The 20899-nt window shown below is 60.2% G+C and carries 16 protein-coding genes and 2 pseudogenes; 13 read left to right on the top strand and 5 right to left on the bottom strand.

The window, feature by feature from the left end; translation table 11 throughout:
- Positions 1-5 precede the first annotated feature (5 nt).
- From AC1DUY_RS16770 to AC1DUY_RS16755, 4 genes are all read left to right on the top strand, one after another.
- The gene (locus AC1DUY_RS16770) at positions 6-1745 is read left to right on the top strand and encodes an adenylate/guanylate cyclase domain-containing protein (protein ID WP_478115657.1); all 1740 of its coding nucleotides are present in this window, start codon (positions 6-8) and stop codon (positions 1743-1745) included.
- A gap of 276 nt (positions 1746-2021) precedes the next feature.
- Positions 2022-2948, top strand: coding sequence for a phosphatase PAP2 family protein (locus AC1DUY_RS16765; protein ID WP_478115655.1), 927 nt, complete (start codon positions 2022-2024; stop codon positions 2946-2948).
- A 47-nt stretch (positions 2949-2995) separates the two neighbouring features.
- A complete protein-coding gene (locus tag AC1DUY_RS16760; RefSeq protein ID WP_478115653.1) occupies positions 2996-4990 on the top strand; it encodes a S8 family serine peptidase in 1995 nt (664 codons plus the stop codon).
- Positions 4991-5024: 34 nt separating this feature from the next.
- Entirely contained in the window at positions 5025-5729 is a 705-nt protein-coding gene (locus tag AC1DUY_RS16755; protein ID WP_478115651.1) for a Crp/Fnr family transcriptional regulator, read from the top strand.
- Positions 5730-5940: 211 nt separating this feature from the next.
- On the opposite strand, the gene nadC is transcribed toward AC1DUY_RS16755, so the two are convergent.
- From nadC to AC1DUY_RS16735, 4 genes are read right to left on the bottom strand one after another with little or no spacing between them, the layout of a single operon-like run.
- Positions 5941-6807 (bottom strand): carboxylating nicotinate-nucleotide diphosphorylase, encoded by an 867-nt coding sequence (gene nadC / locus AC1DUY_RS16750; protein ID WP_478115649.1) that lies wholly within the window; start codon positions 6805-6807, stop codon positions 5941-5943.
- A 14-nt stretch (positions 6808-6821) separates the two neighbouring features.
- Entirely contained in the window at positions 6822-8351 is a 1530-nt protein-coding gene (locus AC1DUY_RS16745) for an L-aspartate oxidase (RefSeq protein ID WP_478115647.1), read from the bottom strand.
- Entirely contained in the window at positions 8348-9331 is a 984-nt protein-coding gene (nadA, locus tag AC1DUY_RS16740) for a quinolinate synthase NadA (RefSeq protein ID WP_478115645.1), read from the bottom strand. Before nadA ends, AC1DUY_RS16745 begins: the two co-directional genes overlap by 4 nt.
- Positions 9332-9383: 52 nt before the next feature.
- Positions 9384-10364, bottom strand: coding sequence for an NUDIX hydrolase (locus AC1DUY_RS16735; RefSeq protein WP_478115643.1), 981 nt, complete (start codon positions 10362-10364; stop codon positions 9384-9386).
- Positions 10365-10975: 611 nt separating this feature from the next.
- Between AC1DUY_RS16735 and AC1DUY_RS16730 the strand changes: the two genes are divergently transcribed.
- The 7 genes and pseudogenes from AC1DUY_RS16730 to AC1DUY_RS16700 all read left to right on the top strand — a co-directional run.
- Positions 10976-12307 (top strand): tyrosine-type recombinase/integrase, encoded by a 1332-nt coding sequence (locus AC1DUY_RS16730; protein WP_175368201.1) that lies wholly within the window; start codon positions 10976-10978, stop codon positions 12305-12307.
- A 515-nt stretch (positions 12308-12822) separates the two neighbouring features.
- Positions 12823-13224 carry a DUF2840 domain-containing protein gene (locus tag AC1DUY_RS16725; RefSeq protein WP_231081177.1) on the top strand — a complete coding sequence of 134 codons (402 nt, stop codon included), beginning with the start codon at positions 12823-12825 and terminating at the stop codon, positions 13222-13224.
- Positions 13221-13733 (top strand): S26 family signal peptidase, encoded by a 513-nt coding sequence (locus tag AC1DUY_RS16720; protein ID WP_199712040.1) that lies wholly within the window; start codon positions 13221-13223, stop codon positions 13731-13733. The genes AC1DUY_RS16725 and AC1DUY_RS16720 overlap by 4 nt, the downstream gene beginning before the upstream one ends.
- Positions 13734-13887: 154 nt before the next feature.
- Entirely contained in the window at positions 13888-14586 is a 699-nt protein-coding gene (locus AC1DUY_RS16715) for a lytic transglycosylase domain-containing protein (protein WP_231077727.1), read from the top strand.
- Between the two features lie 250 nt (positions 14587-14836).
- On the top strand, positions 14837-15295 hold the full coding sequence (locus tag AC1DUY_RS16710) for a hypothetical protein (RefSeq protein ID WP_478115640.1): 459 nt from the start codon (positions 14837-14839) through the stop codon (positions 15293-15295).
- Positions 15280-16122, top strand: a pseudogene (locus tag AC1DUY_RS16705) (type IV secretory system conjugative DNA transfer family protein); the annotation flags it as partial. The gene AC1DUY_RS16710 and the pseudogene AC1DUY_RS16705, both read left to right, overlap by 16 nt.
- 4 nt (positions 16123-16126) lie before the next feature.
- Positions 16127-16453 (top strand): annotated as a pseudogene (locus AC1DUY_RS16700) (CopG family transcriptional regulator); the annotation flags it as partial.
- A 203-nt stretch (positions 16454-16656) separates the two neighbouring features.
- Here the strand turns inward: AC1DUY_RS16700 and AC1DUY_RS16695 are convergent.
- Entirely contained in the window at positions 16657-17574 is a 918-nt protein-coding gene (locus tag AC1DUY_RS16695) for a LysR family transcriptional regulator (protein ID WP_089263791.1), read from the bottom strand.
- A 163-nt stretch (positions 17575-17737) separates the two neighbouring features.
- Here AC1DUY_RS16695 and AC1DUY_RS16690 point away from each other — a divergent pair, with 163 nt between their 5' ends.
- Both AC1DUY_RS16690 and AC1DUY_RS16685 read left to right on the top strand, forming a co-directional pair.
- Positions 17738-19348, top strand: a complete 1611-nt coding sequence (locus AC1DUY_RS16690) for a flavin-containing monooxygenase (protein ID WP_478115637.1) — start codon at positions 17738-17740, stop codon at positions 19346-19348.
- A gap of 264 nt (positions 19349-19612) precedes the next feature.
- On the top strand, positions 19613-20875 hold the full coding sequence (locus AC1DUY_RS16685) for an ABC transporter substrate-binding protein (protein WP_120288860.1): 1263 nt from the start codon (positions 19613-19615) through the stop codon (positions 20873-20875).
- Positions 20876-20899: the final 24 nt, after the last annotated feature.

Raw genomic sequence — 20899 nt, 5'->3', positions numbered from 1 at the left:
GGGTGGTGCGCACACTGCTCTTCGTGGACGTGGTCGAGTCCGTGCGACTGATGGAAGAGAACGAGGCCAGCACCGTACAGCGATGGCGTAAACTCGTTAAAACGATAGATGAAGATGTCCTGCCGCGGTTCGAGGGGCGGCTTGTAAAGAGCCTTGGGGATGGGCTCCTGATGGAATTCCCTCAATCTCCCCTTGCGGTGAGAGCTGCCTTTGCAGTCCAGAATGCGTGTGCGGTTATCAATGAAGGCGTTCCGCAAGATCAGTATATCCTCGTCCGTGAAGGAGCTCACGTCGGTCATCTTCTTGCTGACGAGCACGATGTTTACGGGGCTGACGTTAACCTTGCAGCCCGGCTTACAGGTTTAGCGGGGCCGGGGGAAATTGTTGTATCGGCCGATGTTCGCGACCAACTCGTGCCTGTATTGGATGCCGACGTCGAGGATTTGGGAGCTTGTTACCTTAAACATGTGCATGAACCCGTTCGAGCGTATCGTGTCGGCCCACCAGGGCCGCGACCCGTGATCGAGCCAGGTGCTGTATCAATGCCGAAGTTGCGCGCCACTGTCGCGGTCGTGCCTTTTACCGGGCTGGATGATGGTCCGGAACATCGGGTCATTGGCGAAGTGCTCGCTGACGAAATCATATCCGCGCTTTCGCGTTCATCGGAGCTGAACGTCATCTCGCGCCTGTCGACGTCTGTCTTTCGCGGGCGGGATAGTTCGGTCGAGGAGATCAGCAGCTATTTGACGGCGAACTACGTTCTGTCGGGCTCTTACCGCAAGGCCGGAAGTAAGCTACGGGTGAACCTCGAACTGGCATCTTCGTCGAATCTGACAATCGTTTGGTCTGACTCGTTCGTTTGTAGCGCGACAGCTTTGATCAGCGGAAAGGATGGTGCCGTCGCGGGTATTGTGACGGCGGTCAGCTTGGCGATCATGGCGCGCGAGCTTGAACGTGCACAGTCGCAATCACTCCCGACCGTCGAGAGCTACACGCTGTTGATGGGGGCGATCGCGCTCATGCATCGCCTTTCGGTGCAGGATTTTGACAGATCGCGCCAGATGCTCCTGGTCCTGACGGAGCGTATGCCCCGCCAGGCCGTACCCTGGGCATGGATGGCCAAGTGGCACATATTGCGGGTCCAGCAGGGATGGACCGATGACTGGAGTGCGGATACGCAACTGGCGCTCGATTGCGGGCGGCGAGCGCTGAGTGCCGATCCGCGCTGTTCTCTCGCGCTGGTGGTTATGGGCTTTGCTCATACCAATCTGCTGAAACAATTTGACGTCGCGCAGGAGCAGTATGACCTCGCGCTGCGCGTCAATCCCAACGATGCGATGGCGTGGCTGCTAAAGGGAACGCTTCTCGCCTTCAAGGATGCAGGAAAGTCGGCAGTCGAACACACCGAGCATGCGCTGAAACTGTCGCCGCTGGATCCTCACAGATACTTCTACGATTCTCTGGCCGCAACGGCTGCTCTCTCCGCCGGGCAATACAAGCGCGCCATCGACCTTGCGAACCGTTCGTTGCGCGCCAATCGCACGCATACATCCACGTTTCGCGCGCTGGCGATCGCGCAATGGCAGCTCGGCCTTCAGCAAGAGGCGCGCAGGACGGTGACCGAACTGATGAAACTCGAGCCGGGCCTGACGGTCGCGAAATATCGCGAGCGTCACCCCAGTGGGGGATATGAAACCGGCCGCATCTGGTCGAGCGCATTGCAGGGAGCTGGTGTACCGAATTAGCAGAACGGGAGCAAAAACATGTGCACGATAGGTCCTGAAGGCGGCGCAGGAGGTGCGGGGGGCGCAGGCGGCGCCGGTGGTGCTGGGGGAGCGGGAGGTGCCGGAGGCGCGGGCGGTGCTGGAGCTGGGCCCTACGGCAGTTACGGGTCGCCGCTGGTTGCCGATGCACTCGTCAAGCACCGCGACGGTATCGTCGGAAGCTGGCTCGGTCAGACCGTCAATCGGTCGCCACGTGGGCTGGACGACAAGAAGAACCTGGCGCTTTGGGAGCCGTGGGTGCGGGCGGCCGTCATAGACTTCGAACTGCTGTCGCACCTCCATTTTACGAGCCACTCAGAGAGATTCAGCTACAAGCATCAGGGCAAGAACGTCTCCCGGACACCGAGCGAGAAGTCGGTCACGGTCTGGCAGTTCCACGTTCAAACCACAGCGACAGATCCGTCTCCCAAAGCGAAATCGAGCCGGATTGCGACTTTGATCCGCCCGCCGGCCGAGACTTTCAAAGGCCAGCTGGATTTTCTGGATCAATATTCCGATCTTCGCGAGGATCGTGTTTCGGAAATCGTGACCCAGCTCGGCCCTCAATATGCGTTCTGGAGTTCGGTCGTGAACCTCCATCCGGATCGTACCAAGAAGACGATCGAGCTGCTTGATGCTGCTCTTCGGTTTGCAACCGCGGTGGAAATGCGCATCAAGCATGCTCTGGCGTGCTGGCGACCATATGAACTGTCGTCTCAGGTTCAACCGATCATTCTGACGCCGGGCCACGGGACATTTCCGAGCGGTCATTCCACCGAAAATCACATGATTGCGCGCATCCTGTGGGAGCTGTACGGGCGCGAGCCTAAACTTGGCGAGCAGTTGATGCGACAGGCGGCGCGGATCGCGGTCAACCGCACAGTGGCAGGTGTCCATTTCCCGGTCGACACTGCGGCCGGTCAGGTGCTTGGACTGTCACTTGCCCGCTATTTCATTCTGCGGGCGAAAGGTGGGCCGAGGTTCAACGCCTGGCGTTTTGACGGCGGACGATACGGAGCTACTCAGGACTTCAATTTCCATGATTTCTATAATCCAGCAAATGGACAGGAAAAGCTGAGCCCCGTGATTGATCCGCCCTATGTCGATTTTCTCGCCTCCACGCCGCCAGCTGTATCACCGATTATGAAGTGGCTGTGGGACGCGGCGCTTGCAGAGGTGAAGTAGCTGCTGGGAAATGGCGGTAAGGCGATCGCATTCGCGAGGTGTGCGTTATGGCAGAACAACGGAAGCGGGTTTCACCTTATCTCGAATGGGCAGTGCTGACGGAGTTCGGTTATCTCCCGGGTGAGTGGTTCTGGGTCTTGTTGGAGCTTGATGAACCCGCGGAAGCCTTTGCCCGTTCCGTCGTGCGCTCAGGGCTGGATCAGTTCATTCGAATTCCGGCGGTCTATCAGGGGGCACCACCCTCGCTGAGAGGTGCCGATCTAACGTGCTGTATGGCAATTGCGAGACGTGAGGCTCTTTCCGCAATTGTTGGCGGCAACGTATCGCGCGGAGAGGCCAAACGGTTTGCGCCCCTGCTGCCCTCGATCAATCGAATCGAGCTTGGAACGCCGACGACACATCTGTTCGAGAAGACGGACCCGATCGAGCAGCCGTTGCTTGCCACAAGGCCGTCGCGGCGGGCAATTGTTGCGATCATCGATGACGGATTGGCATTCGCGCATGAGAGATTCCGCTTTCGGAATGGCCGATCACGGGTGAAGTACTTCTGGAACCAGGATGATCACACAAATACAGGCATGCCGACGGGCTTCGGCTGGGGGCGCGAGCTGCAGGAGAACGAGATCAATCGGCTGCTGACGTCCTGCACGCATACTGGACTGCTGGATGAGGATGAGTTCTATCGGTTGGCCGGCCAGAAGCTGGTTGCTCGCCGCGCCAAGCACGGAACGCATGTCATGGATATCGCCTGCGGGCGCCATCCGAAGCATGCGGTTCCTGAAGATCTCAGCCTTCCCTATATTATCGGAGTTCAATTGCCGAAGTGGGTGACAGAGGAGACGTCGGGCGCATTCCTGACTCCGAATGTCTACGCCGCCATCTCTTATGTACTCAGTCGTGCGGATCAGATTTCGGCCGCCGAAGGGACGGGGCCAATCCCTGTGGTCATCAATTTGAGTTATGGGACCATTGCCGGCCCGCACGATGGTACGTCACAGCTGGAAGCTGCGATCGATCAGTTGATAGCGTCACGCACCGCACCGCTCAGGGTCGTTCTGCCAGCCGGAAATCACTATCTGGCGCGATGTCATGCCTTGGTCGAACTGTCTCAGGCATCAGTCCCTGGCCAGTCGCCCAAGCGCTTGCGGTGGCGCGTGCAGCCCGACGATAAGGCCAACAGCTTTATGGAGCTCTGGCTGCCCAAACAGGCAACAGAGAAGTCCCAACCCGAAATCGCCATAAGGATTACCACCCCGACCAACCAGCGCAGTCCTTGGATTGGGGCTAACCAGAACTGGCAGTGGCGCATATCAGGCCAGCTCCGGTTTTTCGGGAAATACTATACTGCAGTCGGGGAGCGATCGCAGATATTCCTTGCTATGGCGCCCACGGCTGATCTCGCAATGCCCTCGCTGACTGCGCCGTGCGGGACGTGGTTGATCGAACTCAAAAACAAGGGAGCAGCCACGACAGTCGATGTCTGGGTTCAGCGCGGCGACACGCCATTTGGCTATCCGTTGTCAGGGCGGCAATCTCGGCTTGAAGACGAGAATTACGTGCGCTTCGATCTTGCCGGGCGCCTGGAGCAAGATGACAAGGGCTCCAGCCCGGTCCGGAGGGAAAGTACAATCAACGCATTGGCGACAGGGACGCACGCAATCGTCGTGGGTGCATATCTTCGCAGCGACAAGGCCGTCAGCGAGTATTCGGGGGCCGGAGGGCGCGCGACATCAGATGGCACGTCCCCCATCCGAAGCCCCGATGTGTCGGCAGTTGGAGACGAGTCGCCAGTGCACAGGAATCTACTTGCCGCCGGTACGCGTAGCGGATCCGTTGTGACGATGAATGGGACAAGTGTCGCAGCTCCGCAGGTGACGCGATTGATCTCGGAATTGATGATCGCGCAGCTTGCTTGCGATCGTCCGGACGTACAGCGCATCGCGAAAACAGGAGACACAAAGGCGCCAGGTCCCGGCTCACCATTGGCTGTACGGATTGGGGCTGGCCGGCTCGATCGGTGCGGACGTCCAAACAGACCTTAATTTTGGACCGGTGCGGAGCACAGGGAACATCGCGGTGTCGAAAGCGAAGGCAGCGAGCTCAGCGAGCCGTCAGGCAGCAATGCGCATGAACGCGATCTTCAGCGACCTCGCGCCCGAGACGGTTGCCCAGCTGTTTCATCGCGCGTCTTTCCAGACCTTCGAACGGGGAGACTACATTTTTCGACGCGGAGACCCTGGGACGTGCCTGTTCGGAGTTGTGGAAGGCTCGGTGAGGATGTGTGCATCCTCTCCTGACGGTAAGAGCGCGGTGTTAAATCTGATCAGTGCCGGTCAAACATTTGGTGAGATTGCTGTTTTGGATGGCCTCGACCGAACAACCGATGCAATAGCGAATAGCGATTGTGAGATCTGGGGAATTGCGCGGCGCGATCTGATCCCCCTGGTTAGAACCGAGCCGGCTTTGGCTGCAAAGTTCATTGACTTGTTATGCGCCCGCCTGAGATGGACAAGCGAGCATCTGGAAGAGGTAATTCTTCACGGCCTGGAGGCTCGTCTTGCCCATATCGTCATAAAATTTGCGGAGCCGAATGTGCAAAGGGATGGATCCCTTGTGGTGAATATGACGCAACAGAGCGTCAGCGAGATGGTGGGCATTTCGCGGGAGCGCGCAAATAAAATCATATCCACCTGGGCCGATCGCGGCTGGGTTCTGGTCAAGAATCGTACACTTGTCCTTCTCAATGCTCAGGCGTTGAGAAACATTGCCACGCGAAGTTAGAACGTGACGATGCCTTTACCGATCGGACGTGCATTTTACCGCGGAACAGTGAAAAGATCTGATGCTTTTGGTCTCCCGAGAGACTCTGGCTAGAGGACGAAGGCCACGCGGCGCGGGATCGACGAAGCTAGTGGTAAAAGTTGCAATCGGGATAATTGCTGAGGCTTTCTGTTGATATTGAGTTCGACCGCAACAACATCAATAACCTGACTCACATCTTCAAATCGTCCCGTTTGAAATCGAGCCCGATGTCGAGAACGCCGACGCTATGGGTGAGCCAGCCGATCGAGATCAGATCGACGCCGGTGGCAGCGATGTGTGGCGCCGTCGTGGGTGTGATGCGGCCAGAAGCTTCGGTGACTGCCCGACCTGCGACCATCGCAACGGCTTCCGTGAGCGTCGCTGCATCCATATTGTCGAGAAGCACGGCGTCTATACCGTGATCGAGCGCCTCGCGCAGCTGATCGAGCGTGTCGACTTCGAGTTCGATCTTGACCAGATGGCCGACACCATTTCTTGCCCGCTTCAGCGCCTCGGTTACGCTGCCGGCGATGGCGACGTGATTGTCCTTGATGAGCACAGCATCGTCGAGGCCGAACCGATGATTGCTGCCACCGCCAACGCGGATCGCATATTTTTCGATGGCGCGCAGCCCTGGCGTTGTCTTGCGCGTGCAGACAATTTTCGTCTGGTAGTCTCGGACCGCTGCAACCACAGAGGCAGTCGCCGTCGCGATTCCGCTCAGGCGGCACAGGAAATTCAAAGCAACCCGTTCAGCGGTCAAAATACCTCGCGCGGGGCCGGTGATCGTGGCGATCACGTCGCCGGGCGCCAGGACTGCGCCGTCGTTGCGCTCGATATGCATCTCGATCGCGGGATCGATCAGTTGAAAGGCCAGTCGAGCCAGGTCGAGCCCGGCCACCACGCCGGGCTGGCGCGCAACAAGAAGTGTCGTGGCGCGTCGGCCGGCTGGCACGATCGCATCGGTCGTGAGATCGCCGGCTCGTCCGAGATCTTCAAGCAACGCCATGCGAACCAATGGCTCGATCATGACATGGGGGAGCGGTGAGGGCGTCATGGCGATCCTTTGGGTTAGGCGACGAGTTCCGGGATGTCGTCTCGCGCGGCTTGAAGCGCGTCATCAAGGCGCAGCGTCGAACGCTGTGCCAGACTCGTGTGCGTCGGGAAGTCGGTGCGTGCATGCGCGCCGCGGCTTTCTTGGCGGCGCAAGGCAGCGATCACGATCATCAGGCCGACAATTGCGGGGTCGCTTGCAGCTTGCTGCGAGATCGCGAAGGGATAGAGCGCGCGAGCGGCGGCACGCAGGCCTTCGCCATCGCGTAATACGCCTGCGGCACGCGACAGAATAGGGCGCGCCAAACTTGGGTCGCTGTCTGTTACTCCACCGGGCAACATTGGCTGCCGCCGCCGGGTGGAGGTCGTTGCGGCAATATTCTCGGCAACCCAGCCGCCACACACGGCCGCCTCGAGGAGTGAATTACTGGCGAGCCGGTTTGCGCCATGCAGGCCAGTGCAGGCAGCTTCGCCGCAGGCCCACAGACCGTCGACGGAGCTCCGCCCGGTCCGGTCAACCAGTATGCCGCCCATGTGGTAGTGCGCAGCGGGACGGACAGGGATCGGCTGCGTAACCGGATTGATTCCTGCGTCGCGACAAAGTGCCGTGATAGCCGGGAAACGCCGCTCAAAGTCGAGGCCCTTCACGCCCCTTGCGTCGAGAAAAACCCGATGCCCCGCCGCGATGTGCCGCCAGACGGCACGTGCAACGATATCGCGGGATGCAAGCTCGGCGCCGGGGACACCCGCCATGAAGCGATCGCCGTTCCCATCGACCAGGATCGCGCCTTCTCCGCGTACGGCCTCACTGATGAGCTTCAGTGGAGAGGACTTGCTGTCGAGCGCCGTCGGATGGAATTGGATAAATTCAAGATCGGCCATGACGGCGCCGGCGCGTGCTGCGAGCGCGAGGCCCTGGCCAAAGGATCCAGCCGGATTTGTCCCATGCAGAAACAGACCTCCGATGCCACCGGTCGCGATGACGACACGATCGGTCGCAAAGAGCACGGGTCCTCGACCGGTATGGCCGAGAAGACCCACCACTGCATTGTCTTCGACGACCAGGCCCTGTGCCGTGGCTCCCTCGATCACCGTGATCGCAGGCGTCTCGCGGACCTTGCGGACCAGGGCTCGAATAACGTCCCGGCCTGTTGCATCACCCCCGGCATGGACGATCCGGCGGCGCGAATGCGCGGCCTCGAGGCCGAGGATGATCTTGCCGCAGGCATCCCGATCGAAAATGACGCCGAGCCGCGCCAACTGTTCGATCGCGGCGGGCGCTGCGGCGAGGATTGAGGCCGCGATGGTTTCGTCGCACAAGCCATCACCGGCGGCGAGTGTGTCCGCCAGATGCAGCGAAGCACTATCATCCGCCCCGATACTGGCAGCGATACCGCCTTGCGCGAGTGCGCTCGACGATTCCGAGCCCAGTGGCGCGCCGGTCAGGAGCAGCACCGGTTGCGGCGCCAGCGCCAGGGCGGTCATGAGGCCGGCGATGCCGCCGCCGATGATAACGGGAGCGCCGTTCGTATCGTGCAACGCTGTCATGTGACGGCCAGCATTCGTTCGACCGCGAGGCGTGCGCGCGCTGCGACACTGTCGTCGATCGTGACCTGATGCTGCATCGTCTCCAACGCGTGACGGATGTTGCCGAGCGTGATCGTCTTCATGTGCGGACAAAGATTGCACGGACGAATGAATTCGAGGTCCGGGTATTGGATGGCGACATTGTCGCTCATCGAGCATTCCGTCAGAAGCACGACCCGCGGTGGTCGTTTGCTTGCGACGTAGGACGACATGGCGGCCGTCGAGCCGGCAAAATCGGCCTCCGCCAGCACGTCCGGCGGGCATTCCGGGTGCGCCAGTACGACGACACCGGGGTGGTTCTCGCGCAATTGACGCACCTCTTCGGCGCTAAATCGCTCATGTACCTCGCAATGCCCGGTCCAGGTAATCACCTTAACCTTGGTCTCGGCAGCGATGTTCCTGGCCAGATATTCGTCCGGCAGCATGATCACGCGTTCAACGCCAAGCGACTCGATCACCGCCTTGGCATTGCCCGAGGTGCAGCAGATATCCGACTCGGCTTTCACCGCTGCCGAGGTGTTCACATAAGTCACGATCGGGACGCCGGGATAATTCTGCCGCAGCAGCCTCACGTCCTCGGGCGTGATGGAGTCGGCAAGCGAGCAGCCGGCGCCGCGATCGGGAATCAGCACGGTCTTCGACGGATTGAGTAATTTGGCCGTCTCGGCCATGAAGTGAACACCGGCGAGAACGATGACGTCGGCCTCCACATGCATCGCTTCGCGCGCCAGTGCAAGGCTGTCGCCGACAATGTCCGCGACGGCGTGGAAGATGTCCGGTGTCTGATAGTTGTGGGCAAGGATGACCGCGTTGCGGCTTTTCTTCAACGCGATGATCGCGTCGATATCTTCTGACAGCATCGACCATTCGATCGCGGGGATCGCGTGGCGCACTTTCGCATAGAGTTGTTCCGAAGGACGCAGTTCGGGTATCGACAGCATGTCATATACTCTCGTTGAGCATATGTTATACTGTAATCGAGTATAAGTATTGTCAAGCCCCCGAGACGGGAAGTTTGGTTCCGGCGATGGCGCGTTCCGCAAGGACGGCGCGGCGAAAGCGGAAGAGTTTTGCCGGACGTCCGCCGGTGTCCTGGCTGGTTTCGCCAGTTTCCTCAACAAGTTCCTGCTGCTCGATCAGGCGGCGGAAATTCGGCTTGTGCACTTGCCGTCCGGCCAGCGCCTCAACACAGCGTTGCAATTGCAGCAGCGTGAATGTGTCCGGCATCAATTCAAATACGACAGGATGGTATTTGATCTTGGCCCTCAGTCTTGCAATTCCGGTGGCCAAGATCCGGCGATGGTCCAGGATCATGGGATGACCCGGCGTGTTCGGCGAAGCCGCACGGGTGGACGTGGATGTCGAGGTGTTTCCGCGCGTCGCCTCGGGGATCAGTTTCGCCTCATATAGTAGTTCGTACCGCTGCAGAACCAGTTCCTCGTTCCAGCCGTGCTCCTCGAAACCGAACAGCATTGCGGCGCGTTGCCGACGAGCGCGCTGCGCCGCCCGGTCGGATGCTGCAGAAGCCCAGGCTTTGAGCCCTGGCTGCAGAGCTTTTTCCATCAGCGGCGATGGGCCGTCGCGATGATCCTCCCAGGGGAAGTAATCATACCAGCCGCGCCATCTGGCCTCGTGTGCGCCGAATGCCGGTTGTTCTCGTGTCAGGCCAAGATAGCTGATCGAGATGACATGCTGCGCAGTGGTGCCAGCGCGATCGCGATCGGCAAAGGTGTAGAGCTGTTCGACATAACCGAGCGGCAGCCGTGTCTGCCGTTCGACCCAGGCACGCAGCCCCGATTGCAGCGAACGATGGGCGAGTTCGAAAGGCCCGGAGGGCAGGGCGCGCTGATCCTGGATCGTTAGGACACGAGGCTCACCCGAGGTAACGGCTACGAGCACCGCAACAAGATCAGCCGCAATTCCTTGCGGTGATGAATGCGCTGGCCTGGAATTGGGGCTGTCGAGCGGGTCCATGAGCTGGTCTGCTTAAGTGTTCATAGGGACAGGGTGAAAGGCTGCATCGCGAATCCACGCTGATATTTTAACATGAGGCTGCAACGCGACGCGCACGGCAAGAGCGGGCGCCCTTCACGCTGACCATTCGCTAATTCATGTCGGAATGCAGTCTGACCACAACACCGACTTGCCTGAGCCCGAAAGCGGCAGTTGGGTGGGCGCGGTGGCCGAGTCATTTTTGGCGACCGTGTCGTACCGATGTGCCGCACTGTGCCCCCGCTCTTCTGGGGCACCCCGCAAGGGAATTGGACCGTTAAGTCATTGAATTCGACGAAGACATGGTGGGCGCACAAGGGATCGAACCTTGGACCTCTCCCGTGTGAACCACAATCTGTAGACCCTAGCCAACCAGCCCTAACCATAGTAAATTTGCATAATGGCCTGTTAATTATGGTGTTTTTGTAGTGTGTGACCATAGTTGACCATGGTGGGCCATAGCACATCTTGTGTGCCCCTGTTGTGCCCCCCGCGAATTTTCCCTTGGGGCACACAGTCGAGGGAAGGTCTGAGACCCGGTTCTTGCCGGTCCGATCATTCCCGCGTGGGCACAAGACGGAAGGGCAGGGACCGTGGGAGAGCCGATCAACTATTTGACACTGACCGACACGGTCATCCGCGACACGACAATGCCACCGGGCAAGGCGCAGCATTACCTCCACGACGACAAGCTGCCCGGTCTGGCGCTGCGCATGCGCGCGACGGGCGGCCGGACCTGGGTTTACCTGTTCACCAAGCCGGGAGTGAGAGGCACTCAGCGCAAGACCCTCGGGGCCTGGCCAAGGTTCAATGAGCGGGCGGCTCGGAAGGCCGCCACCATCGCCGCTAGTGAGGTGGTCACAGGGGTCGATCCGAACGACGCCAAACGAGAAGCCAAGCGCCGGCAACTGGCCGAGATGCAGCGCACTACGCTGGTGGCCTTGATCAGTGAAGACGGCCCTTATCAGACATCCCTGACCGGACGCCAAGTCGTGAACTGGAGGCCTGCGATGTCGGCGCTGCGGCGCGGTCTCAAGGATCATTTCGATCTCGCCATCGGCGAATTGACGCGCCGGCAAATCATGGCGGCAGTGGACAAGACCGCCAAGACCGGTAAGCGCGGTGCAGCCAGGGACTTGCGCAAGCACACCCACACATTCCTCGAGTGGTGTGTCGGCGAAGGTTACGTCGAGCACAACGTGCTTGCCGGCTATCGCGCGCCGAAAGAGACCCGTGCGCAGAGGGTCGGGCGCCGAACGAAGGGCCGCGCGCTGATGGATGAGGAGATCATCAAGGTCTGGCACGCATCCGGCAAGCTCGGGGCTTTTGGACAATTAGCACGCATGTGCCTGCTCGGCGGTCCGCGCCGCAGCGAGCCAACCATCATTGAGTGGCGAAAGCACATCATGGATGACCGCATCACCTTCGATGCGGCGTGGACCAAGATGGGCCTGCATCACGACGTGCCGCGCACTCATCTCGTTGACGAGGTGCTCACAGCTGCGAAGCATTTCCAGCGCGCAACGTCCGACTACGTCTTCCCGTCACCAAAGACCGGCGGCCAGTTGTCGGGCTTCACCAAGATGGTGAACCGTTTGGTTAAGGAAGCGGGTGTCGCCAGGTTCACCATGCACGATTTGAGGCGCAGCTTGCGCACCGTTATGTCACGGTGCGGCTACGACAACGAAATCCAGCGGTTATGTGTCGGGCAAAAGCCGCGCGGAATCGATCAGGTCTACAATCACGACGAACAGTGGATCATCCGCAAGATGGCGTTCGAAGCTGCTCATGACTACATCGCGCAGTTGGTCGGTGCGCAACGGGTCGGAGGGGTCGTGCGCCTGCAACGGACGAATCCACTTGACCCCATCAAGGCTGAGCTGCTCGGTCGTCTTCGCGAGCATTATGCGGCGGAGGCGTCTTAGTGGCTTTATCGCATCTGGCTAGATAGTCGCGCACCGCATCGACCCGATAGAGCGGGCGACCATCGACATGGCGCCATTTCAGGGGATGGTTCCGATCGCGCCGCCACTGCTCCAGCGCTCCGGGCGTGCGCCGGATGACCGCGGCCGCTTCCAATGCCGTCAAATTCGAGCTGCCCGGCAGCGTATCGATATCGAACGTCGCTGGCGGCGGCATGCCACGTTTCTTGCGAGGGCGCTTCGTGGCACGCGGCATTTTCCCCCTACCTGGCGACGCAAATGCCTCGATCCGAGTCTTTTCGTTCTTGCCGCCCATGCCTCCGCCCCGAACCACCATCGGTCTCAGACAATAAGATCGTAGGCTTCTCCAGCAAGAAAGAAATATAAAGCGCTGGTATGGCTGCTGTGTAGTTGTGGCGTACAAATAGGACGAATCGCCCCCTTTTGCCGCGAAGTTGACGAGCAACTGTGAATCGTAGGGGGCGATCGGCATCCTAATTGTCTGATGGACCTGGCATCTGTGGGGGCACTGTTCGGAGCCGATCCTAGATCGCCGTCGGCGCGTTGTGTCGTTCACACCCGGCAGCATCTTCGCGTTCGTCCGCTGGACCTCAAATGACTTTGGCACGGTCATCTCGCGGATCGACATCTTGCGGGCAGTCGCGGCCGGTCAGCGTTGCACCACGGTGCCCTATGTGAAACCCGGCGGCGAGATTCTGTTGCGGCTGTCGGGCTGGCCCAAGGTCGAGCGGGTGCTGCAACTGATCGATGCGATCGAAGCGCTCAGCATCGATCCCGCGAACGCTGCACCTGATTATTGGCATCACGTCCATAACCGCTTGTCCGTCAACGAAGCTCCACGGACCTACACTAAATCGCGTCACCAGGCCTGGCTTCACCGGCAGAGGATCGCACCATGAATGGCCGGTTCTCGGTGCTCGCAGTCATGTTTGTTGGGATCACCGTTCTCGTTGCCCCGGTCGTCGCGGAGCCGGTTCCCCTCTATGTGTGGAATGCTTCCGAAAGTGTGCCGCTTGGCCTCTATCGCTTGCAGCCTGCAGACAGACTGTTTGTCACCGAACTCGTCGCCATCAAGCCGCCTGAGCCGCTGGCGACCTTTCTTGACCTGAACGGCTATCTGCCGGTCGGCATTCCCATGCTGAAGCGCGTGCTGGCACTCCCGGGGCAAACGGTTTGCAGAAGCGGGCACACTATCTCGATCGATAAGATCGACATGGGTGAGGTGCGCGAGCGAGACAGCCACGGCCGACCGCTGCCGGTCTGGCACGGCTGTCGTGTTGTCGGCGAGGACGAACTCTTTCTCATGAACCGGCAGTCCAAGGACTCGCTGGACGGTCGGTATTTCGGGCCGATCGCGGCATCTGCCGTCATCGGCCGTGCACTCCCGGTGTGGACTGGGGAGAAGTGAGCGTGCGTATCTTCCTTGCTCGATCTGCCATTCCTCTGTTCGACCAAACGCTGCACCATTCCTCCGTCCCGACCAGAATTCGCAACGCCGGCGCGCGCAGCGGCGGTCCAGGGCGGCCGCAAGCCGTTTGGGGACGGTAGCTTGTACCGCCGTGATGGCGTTGTCGTTTGCGATTGTGCCGCTGAATGCCGCACAAACTGGCAGCGCATCAGCCAAGCATTCGGCGAGCGCACGGTCTGTCGGCTCGTTTGCGAACCTGATCGAAGAGGCCTCACGCCGCTACGCCGTACCGGTGCATTGGATACGCGCCGTGATGACCGTCGAAAGTGCCGGTGACGCGCGGGCAAGATCGCCAAAAGGCGCGATGGGGTTGATGCAGATTATGCCCGAGACCTGGGCAGACCTGCGCATACGTCATCGCATTGGCGACAATCCATACGATCCGCGCGACAACATTCTGGCAGGCGCAGCGTATCTCCACGAACTACACGACCGCTATGGCTCGCCCGGTTTCCTTGCGGCGTATAATGCGGGACCAGGCCGCTACGAACAGTATCTCGCGGGCCGTCCATTGCCGGCCGAGACCCGCGCTTATGCGGCAACGCTTGCTCCCCTGTTCGGTGGCGCCGAACTCGCCAGTCCGCTCTCCGTCGCAGTCGTTCACGCGAAGTCATGGACCGAGGCGCCACTGTTCATCGGGCAATCCGAACGCGCAACCGCTGTCGATCGTGTGTCGGCTGAACGGCGATCGGACCGCGTTCCGCCGAGCGATCCGACGCGCAATATCTCTGCGCTCGTGCCGCAAGCGCGCAGCTTGTTTGTTGCTCGATCCAGCGCGGGAGACCTGCAATGACAGGATGTGCAGTCTGGCGTGCCATGGCGTGCTCCGGGATAGAATGGCTGGGAAGGCGAGAGCAGTGGGGAGGCACGACAGCGGGACGGCGAGATAAAAGTGGCTCGCCGGCCGAACCGCAAGCCATTGGAATGGCTTGGGTTCGGCCGTGCCGGTCGGTCGGGGCGCGTGCCGCGCCTGATGCTTTCGCTAATGAATTCAAAAGTGTTTTCGGCACTGCTCCCCATTCCTTGCCCGTGGAGCGATTGCTGTGAGCGTAGGCGACAGCGATTTACGCATCCGGCCTGGCCGCATCCGCGGCACGCGAGCGGCAAAGCCCAAGAGCTTCATCAACCAGGTGCTGCGCGCGGCGAAGAAGTCCGGTCCCACCTCCAGTCTTGCGGCTGCGGGGAAGCGCTCCTCAAGCTACGGGCGCTCGACCTTCGGGCGCGGCCGGATCAGTTTTGGCCGCAACCGCCTGTTTAGCCCGGCGCGGCGCGTGGTGGTGAAGGCGCGCGTCGTCCGCCATCAGGGCCGTTCGTTTCGTTCCGCGCCGCTGACCGCTCATCTGTCCTATCTGAAGCGCGACGGCGTCACCCGTAACAGCGAGAAGGCGGTGATGTTCGATGCCGGTCATGACCGCACTGACGACGCGGCCTTTGCAGATCGCTGCAAGGACGACCGGCATCATTTCCGTTTCATCGTCTCGCCCGAGGACGCCGCTGGATGACCGATCTCAAAGCTTTCACGCGCGATCTCGCCCGGCAAATGGAAGTCGATCTCGGCACCCGGCTCGCGCTCGGCCGGCTCGACTTCTTAGAATCCGCGCTGGCCTTCATGGCAGGTTACGACATCAAAAGCTTCCTGATCGCGCAGTCGCTGAACCAGATCGAGAAAGCCTACGGGCCCAACAACGCGATCCTCGACAACTGCCATGTCCGCGTCAGCTTTGCCACCAACGACGAGCGCACGGCGAAGCGTGTCTCCGATGCGCTGAGGACAGCAACCGAGATGCGCGCCATGAAGAACTATGCTGGTCACAGGCTGAATCCGTGGCTTGGTCACCTCATGGTCTCGCGGCAGGAGACGGCAAGGCCGCTGCTCACGCCGGGCGAGGTGATGCAGCTCCCGCCCACTGACGAGATCGTCATGGTTGCCGGCACGCCCCCGATCCGGGCGAAGAAAGCTCGCTATTACGAGGATCACCGTTTCACCGAACGGGTGCTGACGCCGCCCGATCCGGCGAAGTCTGGCCGGTCGTCACGGACGGATGGGTGGTCAGCTCTAACGCCGCAGGCACCGGACGCCGTGTTGCTTGGTGAGATTCAGAAGGCGGAACAGGATGCCGCCAATAGCGGCTTGCGTCGCGAACCCGAGCTTCCCGACCATGTCGCCATTGCCAAGGAGGCGACTGATCCGAGGCCTGCGGAAGAGTTCGCCGCTGCGCTCGACGACGAGTCGGACGATGCAGCCCGTCAGGCTCGCATCCTGCACCAGCAGATGCGTGGCATCGCTCGCCAGGTCTCGCTCGACCCGAATGACAGTATGGAGTTGTGAGACCATGCGGGACCGGATGAATGTGTATTTCCCGCCGGACCTTCTGAAGCAGATCGCCGATCTTGCCGACCGCAAGAAGCTTTCCCGATCGGCGATCGTGGAAGCGGCGGTCACCTCGTTTCTGTCTCCGGATGGGGAGGATCGGCGCGAGGCGGCGTTCGCGCGCCGTCTCGACCGGCTGTCGAGCCAAGTCCAACGTCTCGAACGCGATCTTGGGGTTACCGCGGAAACGCTGACCCTGTTCGTCCGCTTCTGGCTGACGATCACGCCGCCCTTGCCGAACGATGCGCAGGCTGCCGCCCAGATCAAGGGCCGCGAGCGGTTTGGCGGCACCTGTTTTTAAAGAGTCTTTTTGTAGTAACGTTGCACAGATAGCGGCTGCCACGCCGAGACGATCTGACCAAAATAGCGGTTCCGTCTTCCGGAGGCATTCGTAACGGGGGACAGACACCGAAAGAACTCATGGCCCGCTTATATCTCGTCAATCGGAGAATTACATACACTTGGCGGCCGCTTCTGGCGCAAAGCGGACGTCTATTGGTCCCGCCAATACCGCCAAGGCGGCGGATCGGGTAGTTTCGTCTTGAGGAAGTCTAAGAAGACCCTGACACGGTTACTTACCAGTCGGCGGCTCTGATACACCGCATAGATGGGATGTTCCTCTGGGCACTGATGTTCCGGAAAGAGCTCGACCAAGCGGCCTTGGGCGAGATCGTCGGCGATTTGGACTTCGACCAATCGCACGATGCCGAGGCCAGCGCGCGCGAACTCGATAAGGATCGAAGCCTGGTTCGAGCGTACACGGCTCTTGACGGCGAGCGGTGTGGACAAGCCATCGGCACCGCGAACGGTCCATGTGCTGGCGGCAATGGACGAATGAAAATTGAGACAGGCGTGGTCCGCTAACTCGTTGGGATGTGACGGCGTGCCGTACTCGGCCAGATAGCTCGGCGACGCACAAATGATCCATCGCGTGCTCGTAAATCGCGTGGCCACGAGCGAGGAGTCATTGAGGTGCCCAACATGAATCGCAACGTCGGTTCCCTCGTCAAGTAGCGGCCCGGGATCGATCCGCAGCTGAAGTTCAACCTGAAGGTCGGGATGCTGCCGGCAGAACTCCGGGAGCTTCTTGGCGAGGATGACCTGTCCGAAGATCGGCATCGAGCGAATGCGCAGGGTTTCGCGACCGAGCTTGCCGCTGAAGATCGTCGCGTCAGCGGCCTCGACGGCTTCGATGGCTGCAAGCGCCGCCCGATAGAAGACCTCTCCCTCCGGAGTCATGACGATGTTGCGGTGCGCACGGCGGAATAACAGCGCGCCCAACCGTTCTTCCATCCGCGCAATCAGCTTGCTGACTGCGGACGGCGTGATGGCAAGGTTCCGGGCCGCTGCAGAGAAGCTGCCGTCTTCCGCGGCCCTGACGAAAACCTGCATCTCTGTGTAGCGGTTCACGTTTTTCTCTTGTGACGGAAATTCACATCAGGTTTGAACGATAGAGTATGGAAAGCCATCCGGCAAATCTCTAGCCTTCGAGGCAATAGCGCGGCCATGCGAAGCCGCTCATAAACGAACGGGGAGACGACCGTTGGCGAGCAAGGAGAGCACTGCTTTTGCAGTGAACGAACAATCGAGCCATGCCTGTGACGCGATCATTATCGGCGCCGGATTTTCAGGCCTCTACCAGTTGCACAAATTACGGGACGAACTCGGCCTCGACGTCGTTGTGCTTGAAAAGGGCGATGGCATCGGCGGGACCTGGTTCTGGAACCGCTATCCGGGCGCGCGCTGCGATTCCGAGAGCTATTACTATTGCTACTCCTTTAACAAGGAGATCGAGCAGGAGTGGAGCTGGAGCGAGCGCTATCCCGAACATCCTGAAATCCGGAAATACCTGAATTTCGTCGCCGACAAGCTCGATCTCAAGCGCGATATCCGGCTGAACACCGAGGTCACCTCGGCCGCGTTCGATGACGATGCCAATCTCTGGACGGTGCAGACGAAGAACGGACAGTTCTTCTCCGCGCCATTCCTGATTACGGCAGTGGGGTGTCTCTCGACAGCCAATGTGCCTGATATCAAGGGCCTCGATAGCTTCAAGGGCCAATGGTACCATACCGGCCTGTGGCCGCATGAGGGCGTCGATTTCAGCGGCAAGCGTGTGGGCCAGATCGGAACCGGATCGACCGGGATTCAGACCGCACCTGTTATTGCCGAGCAGGCAAAACATCTCACGGTTTTCCAGCGTACGGCAAATTACAGCATTCCGGCGCGTAACGGCCCGGTGACGGCGGACGACATCAAGCATACAAGGGACAATTACGACGAGATCTGGCGGCTGGCACGCGCCGGTACCAACGGACATCCGTTCACGATCTCGACGCGTTCCGCGCTGTCGGTGTCCGATGCGGAGCGGGAGGAGATCTATGAAAAGGCGTGGGAGCGCGGCGGATTGCGCTTCCGTGCATCGTTTTCCGATGTCCTGCAGAACGTCGAGGCAAACCTCACGGCCTCAGACTTCCTCCGCGACAAGATTAAGACCGTCGTCAGGAATCCGGTGGTCGCAGAGATGTTGACGCCACGCGATCATGGATTCGCGACCAAGCGTCCGCCGATCGACAGCGGCTATTTCGAAACGTTCAATCGGGACAATGTGCTGCTGGTGGATCTCAAGGCAGAACCGATCGTCGAGGTGACGGCGAACGGCATCCGCACGACGAAGCAGGACTACGCGCTCGACATCATCGTGTTCGCGACAGGCTTCGACGCACTGACGGGACCACTCGTCAATCTAAACATCAGCGGCAGCCAGGGTATCAAGCTGAAGGATGCCTGGGCGGCCGGCCCGCGCACTTACCTTGGCCTGCAGTCGCCGAAATTCCCGAATCTGTTCACCATCACCGGTCCTGGCAGCCCGTCGGTGTTGTGCAATATGCCGATTGCCATCGAGCAGCATGTAGACTGGATCACCAATTGCATCCGCGACATGCGCGCGAACGGCCAAAAGCGGATCGAGGCCAATACCGACTCGACCGAAAAGTGGGTCGCGCATGTCAACGAAGCCGCGGATGCGACGCTGCTGCCCATGGCAAGTTCGTCCTGGTATCTTGGCGCCAATGTACCGGGCAAGCCGCGTGTCTTCATGCCCTACGCCGGTGGATTGGCGCGCTACACCTCGATCTGTGACGACGTTGCGCAAAGCGGTTATCGCGGCTTCGCGCTGAGCTAACTGCCCATGCCGCGGCCGACGGAGCGAAAGCCGCGGGCAAGAGGAGTCGGCGCCGCAGCATTGGTCCCCGACCTCGCTGCGGCGAATTTACGCGAGGCATTCGGAAAGTCCGTTGGACAGCGCGCCGTTCCTGCTGCACGATCTTCGTATTGCGCTGATCGACCAAAGGACCGAGTGAGGAGAGTAAGCCACCAAGACGACGCTGATCTGGAAATAATAAAATCTGTACCGGCAAAGCCGGACATCAAAATCAGGGAGGGTTCAATGACCAAGACGACCAAGGGCATTTCACGCCGACGCGTCCTCAAGGGCGCTGGCGCCATGGCAGGCCTTGCCGCATTCGGCGCGCCGCATATCGCCGGTGCACAGGCGAAAGTCATCAAGATCGGCCTGCCGACGATCCTGTCGGGACGCGTTGCAATCCTCGGCACGTCCAGTCGGTTTGCAGTCCAGCTCGCTTTCAATCAGATAAACGAAGCCGGCGGCATCAATGGCCGCAAATTCGAAGTGGTCGACCGCGACTCCAAGGGGCGTCCCGACGAAGCCGCCAAGGTCACGCGCGATCTCATCAATAATGACGGTTGCGATATCATCGTCGATGGCGAGGCGTCGTCAGGCAGCTTCGCGGTGCATGAGGTCGTGCGCGATCTCGGCATCCTTTGCCTCCATACCTGCAGCGAAACCTCGTCGCTGACGGCAGACCCCAAGCAGTTCAGCAAGAATGTGTTCAGATGCGCCCGACAGGGCATCCATGATGCCGTCGCAGGTGGTAGCTACGCAGCGAAGATTGCCAAGGAGAAGGGGCTCAAGAAGTGGGCGACCTGTTCGCCCGATTACGCCTATGGCCGCGACAACACCGCGGAATTTCTGCAATACGCCAAGGTGTTCGAGCCGTCGATCGAAGTGGTCGATCAGCTCTGGCCGAAACTGTTTGCGCCCGATTACACCGAGAGCATCACCAAGCTGATGCAGGTGAAGCCGCAGGCGGTCTATTCGGCGCTGTGGGGCGGCGATCTCGTCGCGTTTATCGAGCAGTCGAACCTGTATCGCCTGTTCCAGAACACCGCCTATTTCTCCGGTGGTCTTGGCGATCCGCCGATCCTGACGGCCATCAAGAACCTGCCGCAGGGACTCAACACGGCCTATCGGTATAACAACGGATTTCCGAGTTCACCCGAGAACACCGCCTTCTGCGATGCCTATGTCAAGGTGGCGCCGCACGAGCCGACCAACTGGGCGTGGCAGAACTACGCGGCGTCGCAATTCATTATCGAGGCGCTGCGTCGCACGAACGGCAATACCGACAGTTCTGCGCTGGCGAAGGAAATCTCCGGCATGACGGTGAAGAAGCCGTTTGGCGGTGCCGGCATCACCATGCGTGACAGCGATCATACGATCATCAATTACCCCGTCGCATGGGGCAAGACGGTCAGCAAGTCACCCTGGGTGGTCGATTACGTCGATACGGAATGGTCGAAGATCGTCGAGCTCGAGAAGGAGTGGAAGAAGGAAAAGGGTTACGCCTGAGCTGTCTGCGGGCATCGTCGCTAG

The organism is Tardiphaga sp. P4_G1 (assembly GCF_056401215.1).
Note: the sequence above shows the minus strand (reverse complement) of the source record. Positions and strands in the feature narration are given on the sequence as shown.